Below are 22,180 nucleotides of genomic sequence, written 5' to 3'. Positions count from 1 at the left end.
GCCAAGCGTTAGCCTTCCTCTTCGTCCCGGTCGTTGATTTCGTCCTGCGCCGCTTCCGCGGCGGGCCGGCCGCCAGGAAACTCCGGGCGAGGATGAAGATAGTCCTCGGCGACATCGATCAAGGCGATATCCATCAAAAAGCGACGTCCCAGTAACACGGGATAGTTGAGATGCGTGCGATCGTTGAGAGTGAATTCGACCGGTTCGCGAATCGGCCCCAAGGTCATCAGCAGGCTGACCACCGGGCGCGATTCGCTGCCCGCCGCCTGGAGGATGCGGACCCGGCGTTCGATGGGGCGTTCGATCCACTCGTCGCGCACGTCTTCGACGACCACGTCATCTTCGTTCAGGCCCAGCTTGAAGCGCACCCAATCCTCACCGTCACGCTCGAAGCGGGTGATGTCGGTGGCCGACAACGAGGAGGTATTGGCGCCGGAATCGACCCGAGCCCGAAGATACGTGCCGACATTCGGCAAGCCGATCCACTCGGCGCGACCGACCATCGCCTTGTTCGACAGGTTCTCGGCGAGCTGCTCGTTGCACTCGGCCGCTATCACTTCCGGCCCTTCGCTGCGCTGCTCGAGCCGCTCGATATCGGCGCGCAGATGACGCAGCGTAGCCCCGGCGTCGCGGAATTCCGCCAGCAGGGTTTCCTGGCGCTGCGACTGCTCATCGAGGCGAGCATTCGTACGATCACAGCGCATGACAAGCTGCTGCTCGAGCTGGTCGATGCGCGTCTCGAAAGCATCGGGGTCGAGCGTGGGCTCCGCTTCACGGTCGACCCCAGGACTAAGGGCGCATCCGCTGAGGAGCAGGGAGGTCAGCAACCAGGGGAAGGGAGCGGATAACGTTCTCGATCGCATGATGGGTCGACGGTCTCCGGTCGGACATTGGACAGCAGGAGCTGGACAGGATGCAGCGCAGTCGGAAGTGCCGCGCAAAATATGACGTGAGATGATAAGGAGTCGAAGCCACGCTTGTCCAACGCCGTGACGAAGTATCGATTTAACATAATATACATTATGCGAACTCATGACGGTTCCATGGATCACACGATCCGGCCCTCGAATCTACCGTGCACCTGTCAGGATACCTCCGTGCACTGCGTGACCACACCTACGCCACTGAGCCAGTACGACCGGTTGGCTTGGCGCGTTCCTGCATACGTAAACGAACCCCGGCTTTTGCCGGGGTTCGTTGCATGAAATACCGATTGCCGGATCCTCTCCGGATCAGGCCTCATCGGGCGGCGCATACGAGCCATCTTCCCGGTGGACTTCATTACCGGTGATCGGCGGCGTGAACACACACGCCAGATGCATGGTCTTGTGGGCGCGCAGCAGATGCTCGTCATGCTGGTCGAGCACATAGATGTCACCCGGCTTGATGGGCCAGATCTTACCGTCGGCCAGCGTCTCCACTTCGCCTTCACCCTCGATGCAGTACACCGACTCGTAGTGATGCTTGTAGTGGATATGTGTCTCGGTGCCTTCGTAGATCCGCGTGATGTGGAAGGAGAAGCCGCCACCGTCGTTGGCCAGCACCAAACGGGTGCTGTCCCAGGTGCCGCTCTCCGACTTGACCAGGCGATCCGTCTTGCGTGCTTCCTCGAGATTGCGAACGATCATGTCTTACGTCACTCCACTTGATCCATAGTCTAGCCGGCTGCCATGGCAACCGGCCGTTGCCTTCGTCACCGTTCCGTCAGGCGACGACTTCCTTGACGCTGTCCTCAAGGATGTCCAAGCCCTGGAGCAGATCCTCATCGGGAATGGTCAGCGGGCACAGGCACTTGACGACCTCGCTCGCCTGTCCGCTGGTCTCGATCACCAACCCCTTCTCGAAGGCCTTGGCGGTGATCTTGTCGGCCAGCTCGCCGCTGCCCACGTCGATGCCCCGCATCAGGCCGCGGCCCCGCTCGGACGCAGGCGTGCCCCGCTCGTTGATCCAGGCAGCGATCTTCTTGAAGCGATCTTCCACCACCCTGCCCTTGCGCTGGACATCGCGCTCGAAGGTATCGTCCCGCCAGTACTGTCGCATGGCGGCAGCGGCAGTGGCAAAGGCCAGGTTGAACCCGCGGAAGGTGCCGTTGTACTGACCCGGCTTCCATTTGTCGAGTTCGGGGCGCATCAGCACGTGCGCGAACGGCAGGCCGAAGCCCGACAGCGACTTGGAATTGGTGACGATGTCCGGCGTGATACCGGCGTGTTCGAAGCTGAAGAACTTGCCGGTACGGCCGCAACCCGCCTGGATGTCATCGACGATCAGCAACATGTCGTTGTCGCGGCAGATCCCTTCCAGGCGTTTCAGCCATTCGAGACCGGCCACGTTGATGCCGCCCTCGCCCTGAACGGTCTCGACGATGACGGCGGCCGGCAGGTCGAGACCGCTGGAATTGTCGCCCAGCAGCTTCTCGAAATAATCGAGGCTGTCGACATCTTTACCGAGATAACCGTCATAGGGCATGAAGGCCGAGCCTTGCAGCGGGATCCCCCCAGTGGCTTCGCGGAATTTGCGGTTGCCGGTGGCCGCCAGGGCCCCCATGGTGACGCCATGAAAGCCGTTGGTGAAGCTCACGATGGTATGCCGGCCCGTGGCCACACGCGCCAGGCGAATGGCGGCCTCGACGGCATTGGTTCCGGTCGGCCCCGGCAGATGTACCTTGTACTCGAGCCCACGCGGCTTGAGGATCAGCGCTTCGAGGGTTTCCAGATAGTCCCGCTTGGCGGCGGTCCAGAAATCCAGCCCGTGGACGATACCGTCACTTTCGAGGTAATCGAGCAGCGCCTGCTTCAGGTGCGGATTGTTATGGCCATAATTGAGGGTGCCGGCGCCGGCCAGGAAGTCAATGTATTCGCGACCGTCTTCGTCGGTCAGGCGCGCATTTTTGGCCTGGGTGAAGACCACCGGGAAGGAGCGTGAATAGGTACGGACATTGGATTCCAAGCGTTCAAGCGTCTGGGTCTGCATCGCGACCTCCTGTCGTGCTGTCGGAAATATGAAGCGTAGGGCGGGTGAGGATGGCCGACGCTGTCGTCCACCCCATCATTCGGATGGGTTCTGGGCGCATGGCCCCGCAAATGCTCATCGAGACGGCTTCGGCGCGAAACCCTAGAGACGGCGGGTGTCGAAGGGACCGATGCGCACGAGGTTCTCGGGATCGTGCTCGCCACCGAGCTGATCCGTCGAGAAGTATTCGCGACTGTTGAGAGGAGCCTGCCAGCGATCTGCCAGCCGGCGGAAAAGCCCCCAGGACGCCTGATTGTCAGGCGTGATGGTGGTTTCGAGATGATGGACCTCGTCGAGCTCGGGGCGGGTCATGACGGCTTCCACCAGGCGACGGGCCAGACCGGTGCCGCGGGCTTTCTCCCCGACCGCCACCTGCCAGAGGAAATAGGTGTCCTGCGCATTGCTTTTAACGTATCCGGAAACGAAACCAACGATTTCGCCCTCCTCGTTGGTCGCCACGGCGCAGGTGTCGCGAAACTGCGTGGCCAGCAGTAGGTAGGCATAGGCGGAGTTGACATCCAGCGGCGGACAGGACTTTACCAATTCGTAGATGCCCCAGCCGTCATCCGGGTTGGGCTTGCGGATGAAAAGCGGCGAGGCATCACTGCCGACCACGGCATCGGCTACGCTGGGTCGGGCCAGATCGGCGGAAGGGGTAAAAGGCTGCGGTGTCACGTTCATGGTAAGGCTTCGCTGTAGCGATGTTGCTCAGAATGATAACAGGGCTTGCGAGTAAATCAAAATGGGCATTATGACTACGCCACAATTGCATAACAAAAAATTATGCTTCGTAGCTTCCCTGCCACTCGATACGCGCATACCAGACAGCGGGCCATGCCCGCCAGCGCCTTTCACAAGTCTAGACCAGGCAAACGGTAACGTGGGGCGAAACATTAGCGGGCCGCCTATCAGGCGGCCCGCTGAGCGATGGTGAACGCGATCCGGCTCAAGTGCGAGATGGGGTGCGCATGGTGACGAACTCTTCCGCACCGGTCGGGTGAATCCCGATGGTGGCATCGAAGTCCGCCTTGGTCAGGCCGGCCTTCACGGCAATGGCAATCCCCTGGATCAGTTCCCCCGCCTCTTCGCCGACCATGTGAGCGCCCACCACGACGTCGCTCGCGTCATCGACGACCAGCTTCATCAGGCAGCGCTCGGCGCTGCCCGACAGCGTGTGCTTCATGGGCCGGAAGTCGGTGCGATAGACGCGGATCGCTTCGCATTGCTCGCGCGCCTGCTCCTCGGAAAGTCCTACAGTGCCGATATTGGGGTGGCAGAACACCGCCGTGGCGATGTTGCGGTAATCCATTGCGGTCGAGGGAGCGTCGTCGAAGTGCTGCCGAACCAGATGCATGGCCTCGGCCAACGCCACAGGCGTCAGCTCCGGCCCGCCCGTGACGTCGCCAATGGCGAGGATGGAGGGTACGGATGTCTCGAAGCGCTCGTTCACCTTTAGGGTGCCGTCGGGATTGAGCGCCACGTCCAGCACGTCGAGCCCCAACCCCGTCAGGTTGGGCCGGCGCCCAGTCGCCGCCAGGACAGCGTCCACTTCCAGCGTTTCACCGTTGGTCAGCGACACCTGCAGGCCGCCGGCCACCTTGTCGATGCGCTCGACATTGGTCTCGAAGTGCAGGTTGACGCCTTTTGCCGCCATCTGCTCACGTGTGAACTCGCGTACTTCGCGATCGAACCCCCGCAGGAACAGCTCACCCCGATAGACCAGATGAGTCTCGCAGCCGAGCCCATTGAAAATGCTGGCGAACTCCACCGCGATATAGCCGCCACCGAGGACCAGAAAGCGTTCCGGAAACCGTTCGAGATCGAACACTTCGTTGGACGTCACCGTATGCTCGCGCCCCGGAAACTCCGGCACCCAGGGCCAGCCGCCCACCGCGACCAGAATCTTCGCGGCACGATAGCGCTCGCCATCCACTTCGATGCAGTGCGCATCGACCACCCTCGCCCGCCCGTGAATCAGCCGTACGCCGGCGTTTTCCAGCAACCGACCATAGATATCGTTGAGCCGCTTGATCTCGCGAATCTTGTTGTCGCGCAGGGTCGGCCAATCGAAACGCGGCGGTTGCGGCAGCTGCCAGCCGAAACCGCTTGCGTCCTCGAAGGCATCATGGAAATGGGCGGCGTAGGAGTAGAGCTTCTTGGGTACGCAGCCAACGTTGACGCAAGTTCCCCCCAGGTAGCGATCTTCGGCAACGGCCACCCGGGCCCCGGTTGCCGCCGCGGTGCGCGCTGCACGCACCCCGCCGGAGCCGGCGCCGATGACGAAAAGGTCATAATCGAAATCTGACACGCAGTTCTCCTTGTCTCGCCGAGCTATGCGAGTCGGCCTGATCGGAATGGCACGATACTACCAGTGCCGGGGGCGAGCGTGCAGGTCCGCCAGTCCGCTACGGTTGACCACAACGCCTGGGCTAGGTACAAGGAGCTGGCCCTGACTGACTAAGCGAATTATCCCATGGACAAGGAAATCAACGCCCTGCTCGACAACAACCGCGCCTGGGCCGAGCGTATGCAGCAGGAAGACCCCGACTTCTTCGCCCGGCTATCCAGCCAGCAGAACCCCGATTATCTCTGGATTGGCTGCTCCGACAGCCGTGTACCGGCCAACCAGATCATCTCGCTGCCCCCCGGCGAAGTCTTCGTACATCGCAACGTCGCCAATCTTGTCCACCACAACGACCTCAACGCGCTGTCGGTACTGCAGTACGCCGTCGATGTGCTCGAGGTTCGGCACATCATGGTCGTCGGCCACTACGGCTGCGGTGGCGTGCGGGCCGCGGTTGCCGGCGGCGACAACGGCATGGTCGACCTCTGGCTGCATTCGGTGCGCGAACTCTACCACCAGCACCGCCAAGGACTGGCCGAGCTGTCGCTTGACGAGCAGGTGGACCGCATGTGCGAGCTGAACGTCAGAGCCCAGATCAAGAACTTGTGTCATAACAAGACCATCCAGCACGCTTGGCAGCGCGGCCAGCCCTTGGCCATTCATGGCTGGATCTACGGTCTAGACAATGGTCGTATTCGCGACCTCGATTGCAGCGTCCTGGGACTCGATCAGGTGGCCACGCTGTATCGCATAGACCGCCTGGCGGCACCGCCCGGCGACTGATCTTTCCTTCCTAGCGTCACGGCACTATTCGCCTTGCGCATGGCGCCTGTCGGAATTTCGATTGTCCTCTTCTCGGGCAGATCACTACATTGGCTTGCGTACCACGCAGGCGCGGCCGATAGGGCGCGCACAACAAAAACCCGAGAAGGGAACGACACATGACGTTTAAAAAGACCTTGCTGGCCGGAATGATCGGTGCCGTCATGACCGGTACGGCGCTGCTGCCGGCCATCGCCAATGCCGAGAACACCCTGCGCATGGCCTACGACGCCGACCCGGTCTCGCTCGACATCCATGAGCAGCTCTCCGGTGGTATACTGCAGCTCTCCCACATGACCTTCGACCCGCTGGTGCGTTGGTCACAAGATTTCGACTTCGAGCCGCGCCTGGCCACCGATTGGGAACAGGTCGACGACACCACTATGCGCATGACCCTGCGCGAGGGTGTCAAGTTTCACAGCGGCAACGACTTCACCGCAGATGATGTGGTGTGGACCGTGGAGCGCCTCAAGCGCAGCCCGGACTTCAAGGCGATCTTCGAACCCGTCGCAAGCGTGACCGCTCTCGACGATTACACCGTCGAGTTCAAGACAGAGAAGCCCTATCCGCTGCTGCTCAACCTGGCTACCTATGTCTTCCCGATGGATAGCCAATATTACAGCGGCACCGCCGAGGACGGCGATCCCAAGGACGAAATCGTCAAGAACGGCAACTCCTTCGCCTCGTCCCATCTCTCCGGCACCGGCCCGTTCACCGTGATCGAACACCAGAAAGGCAACCGGATGGAGTTTCAGCGGTTCGCCGACTACTGGGATGAGGAGTCTCCCGGCAACGTCGACAGAATCGTGCTCACCCCGATCAGCGAGAACGCCACGCGCGTGGCCGCCCTGCTCTCCGGCGACGTCGACTTCATCGCCCCGGTGCCGCCTAACGACCTGGACCGCGTTCGCGAGAGCCACAATGCCGAACTGGTCACCATGTCAGGTACTCGCATCATTCTCTTGCACATGAATCAGGAGCGCGTCGAGGCCTTCCAGGACGAGCGGGTACGCCAAGCCTTCGCCTACGCCATCAACCAGGACGCCATCGCCGAACGCCTGATGAAGGGCTTCGCCACCCCGGCAGCGCAATTCTCTCCCGAGGGCTACGCGGGGCATATTGAGTCGCTCGAGCGGCGCCATGACCTGGAAAGAGCCCAGGAACTGATGGAGGAAGCCGGCTACGCCGATGGTTTCCAGATCACCATGATGGCGCCCAATAACCGCTACGTGAACGATGCCAGGATCGCCCAGGCGGTGGCCACCATGCTGGCACGCATCAACGTCGAAGTGGATCTCAAGACTTTGCCCAAGGCGCAGTACTGGGGTGAATACGACGATCGCGCCGCGGACGTGATGTTGATCGGTTGGCACGCCGACACCGAGGACAGCGCCAACTTCCACGAGTACCTCACCGCCTGTCCGGACCCGGATACCGGTGCCGGCCAGTATAACGCTGGCAATTATTGCAACCCGGAACTCGACAAGCTGGTCGCCGAGGCGAACCTCGAGGTCGACCTGGAGAAGCGCGCCGAAATGCTCCAGCAGGTCGAGCAGACGCTCTACGACGAGGCCGCTTTCGTGCCGCTGCATTGGCAAGATCTCGCCTGGGCCGCCGCGCCGAACGTCGACATCGAGCCGATCCTCAACGTGATGAACTTCCCCTATCTCGGGGATTTGGTCATCGAGGCCGAGTGACCCACCCTGCCGGCCCGCGGGCCGGCATTCCGTGAACCCGACACGGTGGCACGTCCCAGGCGGGCGTGCCGCCCCGCGTTGCCCACAGGACGCCATCCATGATCGCCTTTCTGGTAAAGCGCCTCTTCCATGCGCTGCTGGTGATGTTCGTCATCAGCGTGATCGCCTTCGCCATCCAGGAGAGTCTCGGCGACCCCATCCAGCAGATGGTCGGTCAGTCGGTGCCCGAGAGCGAGCGCGAGGAGCTGCGCGAGCGGCTCGGGCTCAACGATCCCTTCCTGGTCCAGTACCTGCGCTTCGCCGTCAATGCCGCCCAGCTCGATTTCGGCTACTCCTATATCTTCAACCAGCCGACCACCGAGGTGATCCTTCGTCACTTGCCGGCCACCCTGGAGTTGGTAGCGGCCTCCACCTTCCTGATCATCGTGCTGTCGGTGCCCATCGGCGTGTACAGCGCCATCAAGCCGCGAGCCTGGCTGTCGCGCTTCTTCATGGGTGTCTCCATCGTCGGCATTTCGATTCCGGTATTCCTCACGGCTATCGTACTGATTCAGCTGTTTGCCATCGGCATGACCTGGGCGCCCTTCCCCGCCGATACCACCTGGGGTAGCTGGCTCAATGATCTGATCACCACCGAAGGCGGCATGCCGGCCTACGGCCGTGGCGACCCGTTGCATGTCTTCGGCACCTGGTACACCAACTTTGCCTCGCTGAAGGGGCTGACCTACCTGGTTCTGCCAGCTATCTCGCTGGCCTCGATCATGCTGCCGCTGTTCATCCGGCTGATTCGCGCCGAGATGCTCGAGGTGCTGCAGTCGGAATACGTCAAGTTCGCTCGCGCCAAGGGCATCCGCCTGCGCCGCATCTATTTTCTGCATGCGCTCAAGAACACCATGCTGCCGGTAATCACTGTGGGCGGGGTACAGATCGGCACCCTGGTGGCCTATACCATCCTCACCGAGACGGTCTTTCAGTGGCCGGGGATGGGGCTGATGTTCCTCAATGCCATCAACCGCTCCGACATTCCTTTGATCATCACTTACCTGATGATCGTGGGGCTGATCTTCGTGATCACCAACACTCTGGTCGATCTGATCTATGGCCTTGTCAACCCCACCGTCAAGCTGACAGGTAATCCCGCATGAACACCACGACCTCTTCCATCGAGGGCCCTCCCACAGCGAGCCGCTGGGAGCGCTTTCGCGATTCATACCTCCTCTACAGCTTCAAGCGCGACCTGATCGCCCAGATCAGCCTGCTGGTCTTCGTACTGATGGTGGTGGCCGCCGTGCTGGCGCCGTGGCTGGCGCCGATGAACCCTTATGATCTGGCGCAGATCGATATTCTCGCCTCGGAACTGCCGCCGTTCTGGATCTCCGGCAGCGAGGATGCCTACGTTCTCGGCACGGATGCCCAAGGCCGCGACATGCTCTCCACCATCCTCTACGGTGCGCGGGTATCGCTGATCATCGGCTTCGGGGCCGTGGCCCTGCAGGCGATTCTGGGGGTCAGCTTCGGACTGCTGGCCGGCTACCTGGGTGGGCGTATCGACGCCTTCCTGATGCGTCTGGCCGACATCCAGCTCTCCTTTTCCACCCTGATGGTGGCCATCGTGGTGGGAGCCCTGGTCAAGGCAATCTTCGGCGGCGCCACCTTCAGCGCCTACGCCGTGCCGCTGCTGGTGCTGATCATCGGCCTCGCCGAATGGCCGCAGTACGCCCGTACCGTTCGCGCTTCGGTGCTTGCCGAGAAGAACAAGGAATACGTCGATGCGGCACGCACCATGGGCCTCTCCAGCCGGCGCATCATGTTCCGCCATATCTTGCCCAACACCCTGTCGCCGATCTTCGTCATCTCCACGGTGCAGGTGGCCAACGCCATCATCTCCGAGGCGGCACTCTCCTTCCTGGGGCTGGGCATGCCGGAGACCCACCCATCGCTGGGCTCGCTGATCAAGTCGGGCTTCGACTACCTACAGTCGGGCTCCTGGTGGATCACTCTGATGCCCGGGGCGGTGCTGGTGCTGCTGGTATTGGTGATCAACCTGCTCGGCGACTGGCTGCGCGACGTGCTCAACCCGCGCCTATACAAGGGCTGACGACGGATTCTGGAGACTCCCATGTCACTTCTCGAAGTCAACTACCTCGACGTGCGCTTCGCCCTGCGCCGCGGCGAAGTCCAGGCGCTGCGCGACGTCTGCTTCAGCCTGGATCGCGGCGAGCGGCTGGGCATCGTTGGCGAATCCGGCGCCGGGAAGTCGGTGGCGGCGTTCAGTCTGCTCAACCTAATTTCCAAACCCGGCTACATCGCCGGCGGCAGCATTCGCTTCGACGGTCAGGAACTCACCGGACTCAGCGATCGTGCGCTACGCCGGATTCGTGGGCACCGCATCTCGATGATCTTTCAGGATCCGATGATGACGCTCAACCCGGTGCTTACCATCGGCGAGCAAATGATCGAATGTCTCAAGGCGCATCGCCGCATCGCCCGGCGCGAGGCGCGAGCCATCGCCCTGCGCAAGCTCGAGCAGGTGCAGATCCCCTCGCCCGAGGCACGCCTCGACCAGTACCCCCACGAACTCTCCGGCGGCATGCGGCAGCGGGTGATCATCGCTATCGCCTTGCTCCTCGATCCGGACATCATCGTCGCCGACGAGCCCACCACGGCGCTCGACGTCACCATCCAGGCCGAGATTATGGCGCTTCTGCTGGAGCTATGCGAGAAGCACAACGTCGGCCTGATCCTGATCACACATGACTTGGGAGTCGTCAGCCAGGTGACCCAGCGTATGCTGGTGATGTACGCCGGCCGGGTGATCGAGCAGGGCCCGACCCGCGAGATCATCAACGACCCACAGCATCCCTACACGCAGGGGCTGATGAATGCGCTGCCGCAGATGGCCACGCCGGGCGAGCGACTCAACCAGATTCCCGGCAGCATGCCATCGCTCGACAACTTGCCGAGCGGCTGCGCCTTCCATCCACGCTGCGCCTTCACTCGACACCCCGACGGCAGCGAGCGTCCCAGCTGTCGCTGCCAAGTGCCCGAGTTCGTCGCCTCCGGTAACTGCCAAGTGGCCTGCCACATGGTCGCCGAGATGATCGAACGCGAACGCATACCGGCCGAGGAGACAACCCGATGACAGCGACGGCAATCGCGCCTTCTCACAAGGCGCCGGCCACCGACGCCGATCGAACATTGCTGGAGATCCGTGGCCTGGAAAAGCGCTTCTCGCTCTCCGGCGATTTCCTCGAACAGCTCAAGTTCAAGGGCGGCAGGCTGGTGCGCGAGCAGAAATTCGTGCACGCCATCAACGGCATCGACCTGGACATCCGCCGCGGCGAGGCACTTTGCGTGGTCGGCGAATCCGGGTGTGGCAAGTCCACCGTGGCACGCATCGTGATGGGCCTGATTCACCCTTCCGGTGGCGAGATCCATTACGACGGCACGCGCATCGACGACCTGTCGACCAAGTCGTTGATGCCTTACCGCCGACGTATGCAGATGATCTTTCAGAACCCCTATGCATCACTCAACCCGCGCATGACCATTCAACAGACACTGGAGGAGCCGATCCGCCTGCACCATCCCGACTGGAATCGCCAGCAGGTGGCTGACAAGGTCGCCGAGGTGATGCATTCGGTAGGCGTCGCGCCCGACTGGGGCAAACGCTACGGTCACGAGTTCTCCGGCGGCCAGCGGCAGCGCATCGCCATCGCCCGGGCGCTGGCCGTGGACCCGGAATTCATCGTCGCCGACGAGCCGATCTCGGCGCTCGATGTCTCCATCCAGGCCCAGGTGCTCAACCTGCTGATGGATGCGCAGCAGCAACGCAACCTGACCTACCTGTTCATTACCCACGACCTCGCCGTGGTGGAGCACTTCGGTACCCGCGTAGCCGTGATGTACCTGGGCCGGGTGTGCGAGGTGGCGCCCACGGCGACGCTGTTCGCCACGCCGCGCCATCCCTACACCCGTGCGCTGCTCTCGGCGATTCCGCGGCTCGAGGATGACCGCCCCCAGCACATCCGTCTCAAGGGGGAAGTGCCCACGCCGGTCAACCTGCCCTCGGGGTGCGTCTTTCACGCCCGCTGCCCGCATGCCAACGCTCGCTGCCGCGAAGAGGTGCCGACGCTGATCGCCCACGATGGCGGCGGCCGCGTGGCCTGCCACGCCATCGAAGAGGGACGTCTCGTCTGAGACGATGCGATGATGCCTCTGGCTACAATGTGAGTGCGGTACTCGTCCTGTCTCGGGAGACAACATGGAACTACGTTGGCTGGAAGACTTCATCGCCCTGGCCCGCACACGTCATTTTTCACGTGCCGCCGAGCAACAGAACGTCACCCAGCCGACCTTCTCGCGACGCATCAAACTGCTGGAGGAGGAGATGGGCACGACGCTGATCAACCGTCAGACGCTGCCGCTGTCGCTGACACCCGCCGGTGAGGAGTTCCTAGGGCTTTGCCACGATATCACCCAGCGGATCGCCGAGAGCCGTCGGCGCCTGATCCAGCTCGCTGAACAGCAGGCGGGGCGTATTCGCCTGGCGGCACCACAGAGCCTGCTCGCCCACTTCGTGCCAGAGTGGCTCGGCCAGTGGCCGGTACCGCCATCGGTGACGCCCTACCTGCGCGCCACCAGTTGGCTGGTCGACGACTACTTTCGGGCGTTATCCCGCGAGGAGTGCGACCTGGTGCTGTGCTACTGGCCGCGCACGCCTTGCGGCATCGAGCCCGACACGGAAGGGTTCGTCTCCTGTCGGCTCGGGGAGGAGCGCCTGATTCCCGTCTCGCTGCCGGAAGCGGATGGGCAGCCGCGCTTTTCACTGGACGATGGCGCCCGGCTGCCACTGATCGCCTATCACCCGCGCGGCTTGTTCGACGCCATGATTCGCAGCCACCTGGCCCATCTCGGCGAAACGCCAGACTTCAGCATCCTCAACGAAAGCATCCAGAGCAATAATATTCGCGAACTGGTTAGCCTGGGTTATGGCCTGGGCTGGCTACCCGGGCGCAGCGTGCGCGAGGCGCTCACCGCAGGCACCCTGGTCGCGGCCGGTGGCGAACGCTGGCAGGTCCCGTTGGAGATCCGCCTCTACCGCCGCGCCGAAAGCAGGCACTCAGCGGTGGCCACCTTCTGGGAGAGCCTCTCGCCGGGCGTGTCCGCCTGATCTTCCGAACCGGAGTTAAATCATGACCCTCGACCTCGATGCCCTGCAGACGCGTCACTTCGACGCGCTCGAGAATCGCTACGCCGAAGTGCTCGCTGCCCAGGGCTACGACCGGCTATTGATCTACAGCGGTCGACCCGCCCGCCACTTCGGTGACGACCAGGACGCCAGCTTTCAGGGCTACGGCCACTTCCAGCACTGGACGGGACAGGCCGAACTGACGCACAGCTGGCTGCTGGTACACCCCGGCCGGCGGCCCGTCTGCTACCTGCATGCTCCCGACGACTTCTGGCATTTGCCGGCGCAGCTTCCCGACGAGGCCTGGACCGAAAGGCTCGAGGTGACTCCCGGACACTACGACGAGGCGCCACCCAGTGTCGCAGGCGGTCGCCTTGCCGTGATCGGCGATGTCTCCGCCGCGACGTCTGCCGCGCTCGGTGCGGAACTCAACCCGCCCGCCCTGCTCACCGCGCTGGACGAAGGCCGCGTACGCAAGTCCGAGTATGAGATCGCCTGTCTGAGCGAGGCCAATCGCATGGCCATTTTCGGCCATCGTGCCGCCCGGGAAGCCTTTCTGGCCGGAGGAAGCGAACTCGACATTCACCTGGCCTATCTCCAGGCCTCGCGTCAGCGTGAAAGCGTACTACCTTACGGCAACATCGTCGGCATCGGTTCGCATGCCGCGGTACTGCATTATCAGCATTACGACACGCAAGCGCCCCGCGAGCGATACAGCCTGCTGGTGGATGCGGGCCACCGCTATCGCGGCTATTGTGCCGACATTACCCGAACCTGGGCGGGAGCCGAAGCCGACCCGCTCTTCGCAGACCTGATCGCACGCATGCACGACATCAAGCAGCGCCTGATCGCAGCGGTCGCTCCCGGCGTTGGCTTTGTCGAGCTGCACGAGCGAATGCATCGCCTGCTCGGCGAGCTGCTGGTGGTGAGCGAACTGGTCAGCGGCTCCGCGGAGGCCGCCGTCGAAAGCGGCATTACGCGCGCCTTCTGCCCCCATGGTCTCGGTCATCTTCTCGGCGTTCAGGTTCACGACGTGGCCGGCCGCACCGCGTGCAATGGCATTCCCCTACCACCGCCTGTCGAGCATCCCGCGCTGCGCCTGACGCGTGAACTGGAAGCGGGGATGGTGGTCACCATAGAACCGGGCTTCTACTTTATCCCCCTGCTCCTCGCACCGCTGCGGCAAGGAACGGCGGGCCATGAGGTGAACTGGCCGCTGGTGGAGCGCTTGGCTCCGCACGGCGGTATCCGGATCGAAGACAATGTCAGGATTACGGCGCAGGGAGCCGAGAACCTGACGCCCCGCATCGAGTGACGGCGACATGAGCGCAGCACGACATTGGGCCGACTTCGTTCCCCCCCGTGGGCTTGCCAACGCCCACATCCAGACGCTGTTGCCACGCATGCTGCCTCGTCCGCGCCTGTCGCGGAGCGTTGAAATACTCGAGCTCCCCGACGGCGACTTTGTCGAACTGAACTGGGCACAGCCCGCCCCGAACGATCCACAAGCCCCTCTCTTCGTACTGTTCCACGGACTCGAGGGTTCCTTCGCTTCCCCCTATGCCCGTTGGCTGCTGGCTACCGCCAGCCTATCGGGATGGCGCGCCGTACTGATGCATTTCCGCGGCTGCGGCAGCCAGCCCAACCGTTTGCCCCGGGCCTACCACAGCGGTGACACCGCCGACGCCTACTGGTTGTTCGCTGAACTTTCGCGCCGCTACCCCAAGGCACTCAAGGTCGCGGCGGGCGTTTCGCTGGGAGGCAACATGCTGCTCAAGCTGGTCGCCGAGCAGGGAGGCGATGGGCTCGATCTGGCCGGCGCCATCGTCGTCAGTGCCCCGCTTGATCTAGCCGCAAGTGCCGACAGCCTGAGCCGGGGGTTCGCCCGTCTCTACGAACGTCATCTGCTCAAAGCGCTCAGGTGCAAGGTGCGTGACAGGTTGATGCGCGACGAGCTCCCGCTGGCGCTCGACGTCGCCGCTCTGATGCGGCTCGACAGCCTGCGCGCCTATGACGACTTCGTCACCGCCCCCCTGCATGGGTTTCGCAACGCCGCCGACTATTATCGACGCGCCTCGGCCGGTCATCTGTTGGGCAGCATCGAACTCCCTACCCTGATCGTGCACGCCAACGACGATCCCTTCATGCCGGCGAATCTCTTCGACAACCTGCCGCCACCTTCCGACGCGGTGCGCCTCGAGATTGCCCGGCATGGCGGTCACGTCGGTTTCATGGAATGGCGAGACGGGCGTCTTCGGCCGTGGCTGGCACGGCGCCTGGCGCACGAGCTGAGCGCTTGGTCCGTCTCGAACGCCTCCTGGCGCTTGCCGGCGGGACGTCGCCTCAGCCGATCGGGCAGCTGACCCCGGTCCCCTGCAGCCCGCAGTAGCCACCGGGATTCTTGTGCAGATACTGCTGGTGGTACTCCTCGGCAAGGTAGAACGCCGCGAGGGGCGCGATCTCCGTGGTAATCCTGCCGCGCCCGGCCTGGGCCAGCGAATACTGGTAGGCATCGCGGCTGCGTTTCGCGGTCACCAACTGGTCGTTGTGCGTCGCGAAGATCGCCGAGCGGTACTGGCTTCCGACATCGTTGCCCTGGCGCATACCCTGGGTCGGATCGTGGGCTTCCCAGAAGACCCTCAGTAGCCATTCGACATCGACCTCACGCGGATCGAATACGACCTTGACGACCTCGGCATGTCCCGTACGACCGGTACAGGTCTCCTCGTAGGTCGGATTGGGCGTCACGCCTCCCGCATAGCCCACCGCAGTCACATGGACCCCAGGCAACTGCCAGAAGAGTCGCTCGGCGCCCCAGAAGCAGCCCAGCCCCAAGACGAGTTCCTCGTACTCCGCCGGGTACGGCGGCAACATCGAGCGACCGTTGACGGCATGAATCCCGGACACGCGCATCGGTTCATCGCGCCCAGGCAGAGCATCGGCGGGATCGAGGATCATGGCACTCTCCTGTTCAAGGCCCACTGTTTCATGGCTCACTCTCGAGCCGCGGCGGATTGCCCGGCCGAGTGAAGATATAGACCAGATCCACGGCCTGAGCGGCGCCGGAAACGGCCTGTACGTAGAAGTCGCGCCACAGGGTGTAGCGCAACGTCAGCTCAGCGATCGGGGAGAAGATACCGACACCATAGCTGATGCGCAGATCCTCTGTCAGGTAGCCACTGACCACGACCTGGCTCTCGTCGCCGGACCCGGCTGTCTCAAGTGCCAGGTCGTCGATGCCGAACGCTTGGCCGATCGCTCCCACGGCGCCACCGGTGCGCCCCAGCGTAAGGCCTACCAGCGCCGAAGTCAGGGCGCCATCGGCGTCGCCGTCCCTCGGTGCTCGGCCCCGCAGCAGGTAAGAGAGCGCTCTCGCCTCGTCCATCGCCGGCTCCGAGAAAATCGTAAGAGTCGGTTCGGCGGCAAAGCCGGTGACACGCAGTCCCGCGATCACCCCGTCCTCGGTGACGTCGGGATTACGAATGGCCTCGAAGTCGAGCAGCGGCTGGTCGGGCGCGCCGCTGAACAGCAGTTGTCCTTGACGAATCAGCAGGTCCTGGCCGAAGGCGCGGAAACGGCCATCCGTCAGGTTGACGTCACCGAACAGCTGCACCGGCCCATCCTGCTGACGCACCTCCAGCGTTCCGGTGAGCCCGGTCTCCAGCCCTCGGGTGTCGAGCAGCATGTCGGGACCCAGGTTGAGATTGATGAGCACATCCAGTCGCATCCCCGCTTCACGCAGGGCCACCGCGGCGGCTTCGTCGTTGCCTGCTGCGTCGTCAAGCGCCGCATTGCGCCTGGCGCGCTCCTCGTCGCGCCGCGTAATGACGACTTCGTCGGGACTAGGGCTTACCGCCGCCGGCGGCGCCTCGCCGAGTTCGAGCCTCGCCCAGGGCACCTGCACGTCACCACGCACGCTCAGCAGTTGCGGATCGATGCGCACCTCGATATCGGGGGCGACGCGCAGGCGGCCGAATTGCGGCAGTGTGACCAGCAGGGGGCGGCGCGTGCCGTCCAGGTCGACCTCGATGCGCCATTCATCGAGCGAAGGCCACTCGGCATTGCCATCGATCACCAGCCGCCCTTCATCACTGGCGACATAACCCATGATCCGCGCGGAGTCGCCGTTGAGTTCGATGCGAATGCGGCCGTCCTCGACGATCAGCGGAACGTCCAGACCGCTGGCACGCAGCCCGTTCAGCTCGAGCGCCCCATCCAACTGCGGATTGTCACGCGTACCGTCGATCCTGACGCGCCCAGCGACGATTCCCTCGAGCATATCCAGGCCGGAAGCCAGCGTGCGATAGCGCGACAGATCGAGGCCGTCGAGGGTCAAGGCACCGTCCAGCTCACCGCGGCCGGTGGGGTCATTCAAGCCGATATCGAGTTCGAGACGGCCGGCATCGGCAAGCGCCACATCGAGGTTCATCGCCGTGCGATCCTGGCTGGCGTCAATCGTCACGTTCAGTCGGGTATCCGGCATCGACCAGGGCTGGCCGTAGATATCCAGCCCTTCCAGATCCAGTTCGCTGCTCAGGTCACCCGCCACGCTCCACTGGCTTCCTCCTTGCCGCCACTGCAACTGCAGCTCGGCTTCGGTGGTGCCACTGGCCTGCCAGTCCTGAGGTAGCCATGGATCGAGAATATCCAGCGGCAGGCCCTGCACCGACAATGCTCCCCGCCCCTGTTGTGCGCCCGCTTCGAGGGTATCGTCGAGGCAGATGCGCCCGCCCTGCTCGCGGTGCAGACAGAACGGCTGTACCCGGGCATTGCCGGCGGCAACATCGGCGCGGAAAACGATCGGTTCGTCGAGACGCAGCTCGCCAAACTCCGTGTCCACCTCGAGCGGTGTGATGCGCCCCTCATAGCGCTGTCGATCGTCCGACAACCCACCTTCGAGCACCAGTAAGGCACGTGACAACGGCATGTCATGACCGGCCGTGGCTTCCAGTGTGGCCCGATGCGAGGATAATCGGCCCTCGAGATCGAGCGTCATCTCGTGGAAGCGCTGACCGCCGGCGCCGAGCCCGGTAACCTCGAGCGATACATCCAGCACGGGGTCATCGATCCCCTGGACGTTGCCTCTCAACCGCAGCGCTTCGGCACGATTGTCGGCGAAGGCCAGCCCGCGACCCTCGAGATCGAGTTCCAGGCGCGGACGCTCGGGGCTACCCCCCGTACCGAAGCGCCCGGTCAGCCTGCCGCTCAGCGCGTCGTGTAAGCTGTCCAGCTCGAGCAGGCGGACCTCGCCGCTCAGGTCCATGCGCTGTTCGGAGATCGCCCCGCTGGCGGTGACACGGTTATCGCCCTGGCGGAAATCGAATCGCTCCACCTGCCATTGCATCTCGCTGTCGCCCGCCAGGCTCGCTTCGAGCGATAGCGGCAGATCCTGTAGCTCGCCGTCGATATCCAGCCGCGGCAAACGTAACTGCCAGCCTTCGTCATTCTGGATAAAGGACACGTCCACATTACCGCTCAGCCGACCCGCCACGGCATCGGTGAACTGGCCCGGATCGACGTTGTCGAGTCGTGCCGTAGCCTCGACATCCAGTCCATCCCGCCACTCGATCCGGCCACGGCTGACGATCGAGGCGTCGCCCAGGCTCAGCGATAGCGGTGTCCAGGCGAAGTGCCCGACGTCACCGCTGCCCGACAGGGCGACGCGCACCAGAGGAATCTCGGGGCCTTCCAGACGCATCGACAGCGCCGCCCGATAATCCACTAGGCTTCCCGCCAGTCGCAGCTCGAGGTCTTCGATGACGTAGGGGTCGGTAGGGGTGTCGTCGTCGGATTCGGCCCCCTCGGTCATGGAGCGCATCGGCAATGGCCACTGAACCAGCTCACTGCTCGCCGAGGCGGTAAACGGCACGGTCGGATCCAGCACGTCCGCCTGGGCGCTCAGCGTGGCATCGACCGGGCCTCGCGCACTCAGCTCGGCGTGCAGCTCGCCCAGGCTGCCATTGAGTCTGAGATCGAGTCGCTGCCCCGCGAGCTCAGGCATGATCTCCGGCAACCAGAGCGCAGCCGTTAGCCGTGCCTCGAGCGGGTAATCGTCACGCAGCTCGACTCGGGCTGTCAGGTTCGCATCGGCATCCAGACTGGCGATGTCGAGCGAGGCGATCTCCACTACCTGGTCGCTCGCCTCGAGAGCCAGCGTCACTGTACGCAGCGAATAATCGAAGGGACCGCTTACCTCGATGCTCTCGAGGCGTATCTCCGGCGCCGAGACGGCCAGCGGAAGAGACACCTCGGGTAGCGCCAAACGCTCGCGTTCCTGTCGCGCCACCTCCGGCTCGCCGGGATCGCTTCCCCGCGTCACGGTGGCAACGGCGGCTAGGGCCTCCTCGCTCAGCACAGCACCATCCGTACTCTGCTCCAGAGCCAACCCGGCGGAGCCGGCTGGCAGCTCCACCGTCAGTTCGACGAAGCGCGTCGGCAGCAGGGTCAGCTCGTCCTCCTCGGCTTCGAGCCCGCTATCGAGCCGCTCCCAGGCGATCCTTGTCCCATCCGCCAAGCGCACGTCGACATCACTCAATTCGATCTGCGGCGCCTCGATTGCCATGGGAAAGCGGAAAGAAGGCGTCGAAGCCGGCGGCGGTGCGCTCTCTTCAGCTGCTTCCGTGCTTGGATCGGGGGTGGGCGTCGGTTTCTCGTCGTTGGTCGCGGCGGGTAGGACCACCCGCAGCCCTTCGGCGCGCGTCGCTCCCAGGCGAAGCTGGGAATGTTCGGCCTCTGCAGCCGAACGAAGCGTGTCGAGCGCGATATGCGTGCCGTCGGCCAAGCGCATCTCGATGTCGTCGAGAGCGAGCTCTCGTACCGCAACCGGCAATGGCAGCTGAATCGAGCGAGTGCCGCCGGTGCCTTCCTCGGTGGGCTCGTCAACGGCAGCTTCACCGGCAGCCAAGTGCACCTGCCCTCCTTCCAGCGCCAGGCGATCGAGACATAGCCGGCCGCGCAGTAGGCAGTCCTCCGCCCAGGCGAGCTCGATACGGTCGGCGGCCACCGCAGTAGCGCCGGCCTCGAGACGAAAGCCATGCAGCACGAGGCGATCCAGCGGCGCGCCTTCGACGCGTTCCAACTCATAGAAGCCGCGCTTGGCCCCTTCCTCGAGCAGAAGCCCAGCTCCCCAAGGCGACAGCGCCAGGCCGAGCATCAGCGCAACGACGCCGAGAGCCAGCAGGAAAAGTACGATGACCAACCGCAGCAGTGACCAGAACAGCCGGCGAGCTCTCAAAACTCCGGACCGATGGCGAAGTGAAGACGCCACGAATTCTCCTCGTCGTCGAAGGGATGAGCGATATCGAAGCGTACCGGACCGACGGGAGATACCCAGCGGACGCCCAGGCCGGCGCCGGTGTTCAACGTTTCCGGCCACCAGTCGTCGAATGCGTCGCCGCTATCGACGAAGGCGGCTCCCCACCAGTCGCCGACCATGCGACGCTGCAGCTCGACGCTGCCGGCCAGCAACTGCTGGCCGCCACGCAACCGGCCCTCCTCATTGCGGGGAGCCAGGGTCTCGTAACCATAGCCGCGCACAGAGCGATCCCCACCGGCGAAGAACCGCAGCGAAGGGGGAATCTTGGAGAAATCGCTGGTTTCGATGGCGCCAAGGTCCAGGCGCGTCACGAAGCGGAGGTCGTCTCCGAACATGCGAATCCACTGGGTATCGCCGGTCATGCGCAAAAACTCGGCGTCAGATCCCCAGGCGTCATTGGAATATTCGAAAGCGATGCGCTGGCGATCGCCCCATGTGGGAAATCGCGGGTTGCGTGTGCGCGTGCGCGACCAGCTGACACCGGGATAATAGATGAAGACCTTCTCGGCTTCGCCCCCCTGAGTGAAGTCCTCATAGGTGGCTCGCACGAACAGCGTCTGTACCCAGAGGTTATCGAATTCCCAGCGTCGCGCGAACTCCACCGTCGCCTCGTTGGTACGCGTATCCTCGTTGTCCTGGTGGCGAAGCCCATACTGAAGCCGGTACTGGTCACGCAGCGGGTCGTCGAGCGGCATCAGATAGGTGCCGGTCAAACGCTGATCCGGCTGCGAGATGAAGAAGTCGTGCTCCAGGCTGTGCCCGTAGCGGTTGACCCAAGGCTGGTTCCAGCCAAAATGCAGTCGCGGTCCCACATCGGTGGCATAGCCGATGCCGGTCTCGAATTGATGGCGATCGGCGGGCGTCACCGAGACATCCACCGGCATCACGGGACGCTCGGCGGCGTGCAAGCCGGTGACGGCGGACAAGGCTTCTGCGGAAAGGCGTGGTCGTTCGGCCTGTCGTGCTCGCTCGGCCATGTCGCGGGGCAGCATGGCCTCGCCCTGGGTACCGACTTCGTTCCACCAGCCCAAGGTGGGTGGCGCGAGTGCAAGCTCGCGACGGGCATCCAGACGGGGGCGCACGCTGACCGAGCTGAACCAGTTCGTCTGACCCAGTCGTTGGGCGTAGAGCGCCACCTGACCGGCGAGATACGGCTCGCCCGGCTCGAACGGCGCCAACCGGCGCAAGCGATCCTCGACAATGTGGCTACCACGGATCGTTACGTCTCCGAAGTCGTAGCGACGACCGCTATCCAGCGCCAGGTAGAGACGCGCGCTCTCATCGAATGGCCGGACTTCCATACGCCGATCGGTGAAGGACCAATCGAAATAACCGCGCTCCAGCGCAAGACTGGCCAGGCGTCCACGCAGCCGATCCCAGGGGGCATGCACCAGAGGGTCCCCTTCGTCCAACGGAAAGGCGTCTATCGCTTCCTCGAAGGGAGTGTCACGGGCGGCATCGCCCGCGAGACGAATGTCCACCAATTCGACGATCACCTGCGGCCCCGAGTCGATCGCCAGCTCGACATGACGAGGCGGGTCCCGCTCATCCAGCCGTGGCCGCACTCGCGGCTCATAGTAGCCGTAGACGCGCATGGCCTCTCGGGCACGACGCACCACCTCGCCCTCCAGGCGTCGACGATCGTACTGTGCGGCGTCCAGATCACTCAGGTAGTAGCGAACGTTATCCGCCACATCCCCTTCCAGCCCCTCGATGCGCGCCTCCAGGGCCATGGCGGCGTGTGCCATGCCGAAGCACAGACAGAGAACCGCTATTCGTGAAATCATGCGCCTTCCCTTGCG

The 22,180-nt window shown here is 63.7% G+C and carries 17 protein-coding genes; 9 read left to right on the top strand and 8 right to left on the bottom strand.

The annotated features are described in order from the left end of the window. Nucleotides 1-8: 8 nt before the first annotated feature. The 5 genes from F0A17_RS03720 to gorA form a co-directional block, all read right to left on the bottom strand. Nucleotides 9-863, bottom strand: coding sequence for an ATP-dependent zinc protease family protein (locus F0A17_RS03720; protein ID WP_149327025.1), 855 nt, complete (start codon nucleotides 861-863; stop codon nucleotides 9-11). A gap of 369 nt (nucleotides 864-1,232) precedes the next feature. Then, complete coding sequence (locus tag F0A17_RS03715) at nucleotides 1,233-1,628, bottom strand: ectoine synthase (RefSeq protein ID WP_149327024.1); 396 nt, start codon at nucleotides 1,626-1,628, stop codon at nucleotides 1,233-1,235. A 76-nt stretch (nucleotides 1,629-1,704) separates the two neighbouring features. Beyond that, complete coding sequence (gene ectB / locus F0A17_RS03710; RefSeq protein WP_149327023.1) at nucleotides 1,705-2,970, bottom strand: diaminobutyrate--2-oxoglutarate transaminase; 1,266 nt, start codon at nucleotides 2,968-2,970, stop codon at nucleotides 1,705-1,707. A gap of 141 nt (nucleotides 2,971-3,111) precedes the next feature. Continuing rightward, the gene (gene ectA / locus F0A17_RS03705) at nucleotides 3,112-3,690 is read right to left on the bottom strand and encodes a diaminobutyrate acetyltransferase (protein WP_149327022.1); all 579 of its coding nucleotides are present in this window, start codon (nucleotides 3,688-3,690) and stop codon (nucleotides 3,112-3,114) included. Between the two features lie 265 nt (nucleotides 3,691-3,955). After that, entirely contained in the window at nucleotides 3,956-5,317 is a 1,362-nt protein-coding gene (gorA, locus tag F0A17_RS03700; RefSeq protein WP_149327021.1) for a glutathione-disulfide reductase, read from the bottom strand. 165 nt (nucleotides 5,318-5,482) lie between these two features. Between gorA and can the strand changes: the two genes are divergently transcribed. The 9 genes from can (at nucleotide 5,483) to F0A17_RS03655 (ending at nucleotide 15,426) form a co-directional block, all read left to right on the top strand. Next, on the top strand, nucleotides 5,483-6,136 hold the full coding sequence (gene can, locus F0A17_RS03695; protein WP_149327020.1) for a carbonate dehydratase: 654 nt from the start codon (nucleotides 5,483-5,485) through the stop codon (nucleotides 6,134-6,136). Nucleotides 6,137-6,294: 158 nt separating this feature from the next. Next, on the top strand, nucleotides 6,295-7,872 hold the full coding sequence (locus F0A17_RS03690; protein WP_149327019.1) for an ABC transporter substrate-binding protein: 1,578 nt from the start codon (nucleotides 6,295-6,297) through the stop codon (nucleotides 7,870-7,872). 98 nt (nucleotides 7,873-7,970) lie between these two features. After that, nucleotides 7,971-9,017 (top strand): ABC transporter permease, encoded by a 1,047-nt coding sequence (locus F0A17_RS03685; RefSeq protein WP_149327018.1) that lies wholly within the window; start codon nucleotides 7,971-7,973, stop codon nucleotides 9,015-9,017. Further along, the gene (locus F0A17_RS03680) at nucleotides 9,014-9,970 is read left to right on the top strand and encodes an ABC transporter permease (RefSeq protein WP_149327017.1); all 957 of its coding nucleotides are present in this window, start codon (nucleotides 9,014-9,016) and stop codon (nucleotides 9,968-9,970) included. Before F0A17_RS03685 ends, F0A17_RS03680 begins: the two co-directional genes overlap by 4 nt. A gap of 21 nt (nucleotides 9,971-9,991) precedes the next feature. Next, complete coding sequence (locus F0A17_RS03675; RefSeq protein ID WP_149327016.1) at nucleotides 9,992-11,014, top strand: ABC transporter ATP-binding protein; 1,023 nt, start codon at nucleotides 9,992-9,994, stop codon at nucleotides 11,012-11,014. Continuing rightward, complete coding sequence (locus F0A17_RS03670) at nucleotides 11,011-12,072, top strand: ABC transporter ATP-binding protein (protein ID WP_149327015.1); 1,062 nt, start codon at nucleotides 11,011-11,013, stop codon at nucleotides 12,070-12,072. Before F0A17_RS03675 ends, F0A17_RS03670 begins: the two co-directional genes overlap by 4 nt. A gap of 64 nt (nucleotides 12,073-12,136) precedes the next feature. Next, the gene (locus F0A17_RS03665) at nucleotides 12,137-13,045 is read left to right on the top strand and encodes a LysR family transcriptional regulator (RefSeq protein WP_149327014.1); all 909 of its coding nucleotides are present in this window, start codon (nucleotides 12,137-12,139) and stop codon (nucleotides 13,043-13,045) included. A gap of 22 nt (nucleotides 13,046-13,067) precedes the next feature. Beyond that, the gene (gene pepQ / locus F0A17_RS03660) at nucleotides 13,068-14,378 is read left to right on the top strand and encodes a Xaa-Pro dipeptidase (protein WP_149327013.1); all 1,311 of its coding nucleotides are present in this window, start codon (nucleotides 13,068-13,070) and stop codon (nucleotides 14,376-14,378) included. A gap of 7 nt (nucleotides 14,379-14,385) precedes the next feature. Continuing rightward, entirely contained in the window at nucleotides 14,386-15,426 is a 1,041-nt protein-coding gene (locus F0A17_RS03655) for a hydrolase (RefSeq protein ID WP_149327012.1), read from the top strand. Here F0A17_RS03655 and msrA read toward each other — a convergent pair. Genes msrA through tamA form a run of 3 tightly spaced genes read right to left on the bottom strand, consistent with a single transcriptional unit; the run spans nucleotide 15,407 to nucleotide 22,165 of the window. Beyond that, on the bottom strand, nucleotides 15,407-16,021 hold the full coding sequence (gene msrA / locus F0A17_RS03650; protein ID WP_149327011.1) for a peptide-methionine (S)-S-oxide reductase MsrA: 615 nt from the start codon (nucleotides 16,019-16,021) through the stop codon (nucleotides 15,407-15,409). The genes F0A17_RS03655 and msrA overlap by 20 nt on opposite strands. 28 nt (nucleotides 16,022-16,049) lie before the next feature. After that, nucleotides 16,050-20,330: an autotransporter assembly complex protein TamB gene (gene tamB, locus F0A17_RS03645; RefSeq protein ID WP_228716799.1), complete on the bottom strand. Its 4,281-nt coding sequence runs from the start codon at nucleotides 20,328-20,330 to the stop codon at nucleotides 16,050-16,052. Next, complete coding sequence (gene tamA / locus F0A17_RS03640; protein WP_149327010.1) at nucleotides 20,294-22,165, bottom strand: autotransporter assembly complex protein TamA; 1,872 nt, start codon at nucleotides 22,163-22,165, stop codon at nucleotides 20,294-20,296. Before tamA ends, tamB begins: the two co-directional genes overlap by 37 nt. Nucleotides 22,166-22,180: the final 15 nt, after the last annotated feature.

It is taken from the genome of Billgrantia pellis, from assembly GCF_008297955.1.
Lineage (GTDB): Bacteria > Pseudomonadota > Gammaproteobacteria > Pseudomonadales > Halomonadaceae > Halomonas > Halomonas pellis.
The sequence above is the reverse complement of the archived record's forward strand: the minus strand, read 5'-3'. Positions and strand labels throughout refer to the sequence as shown.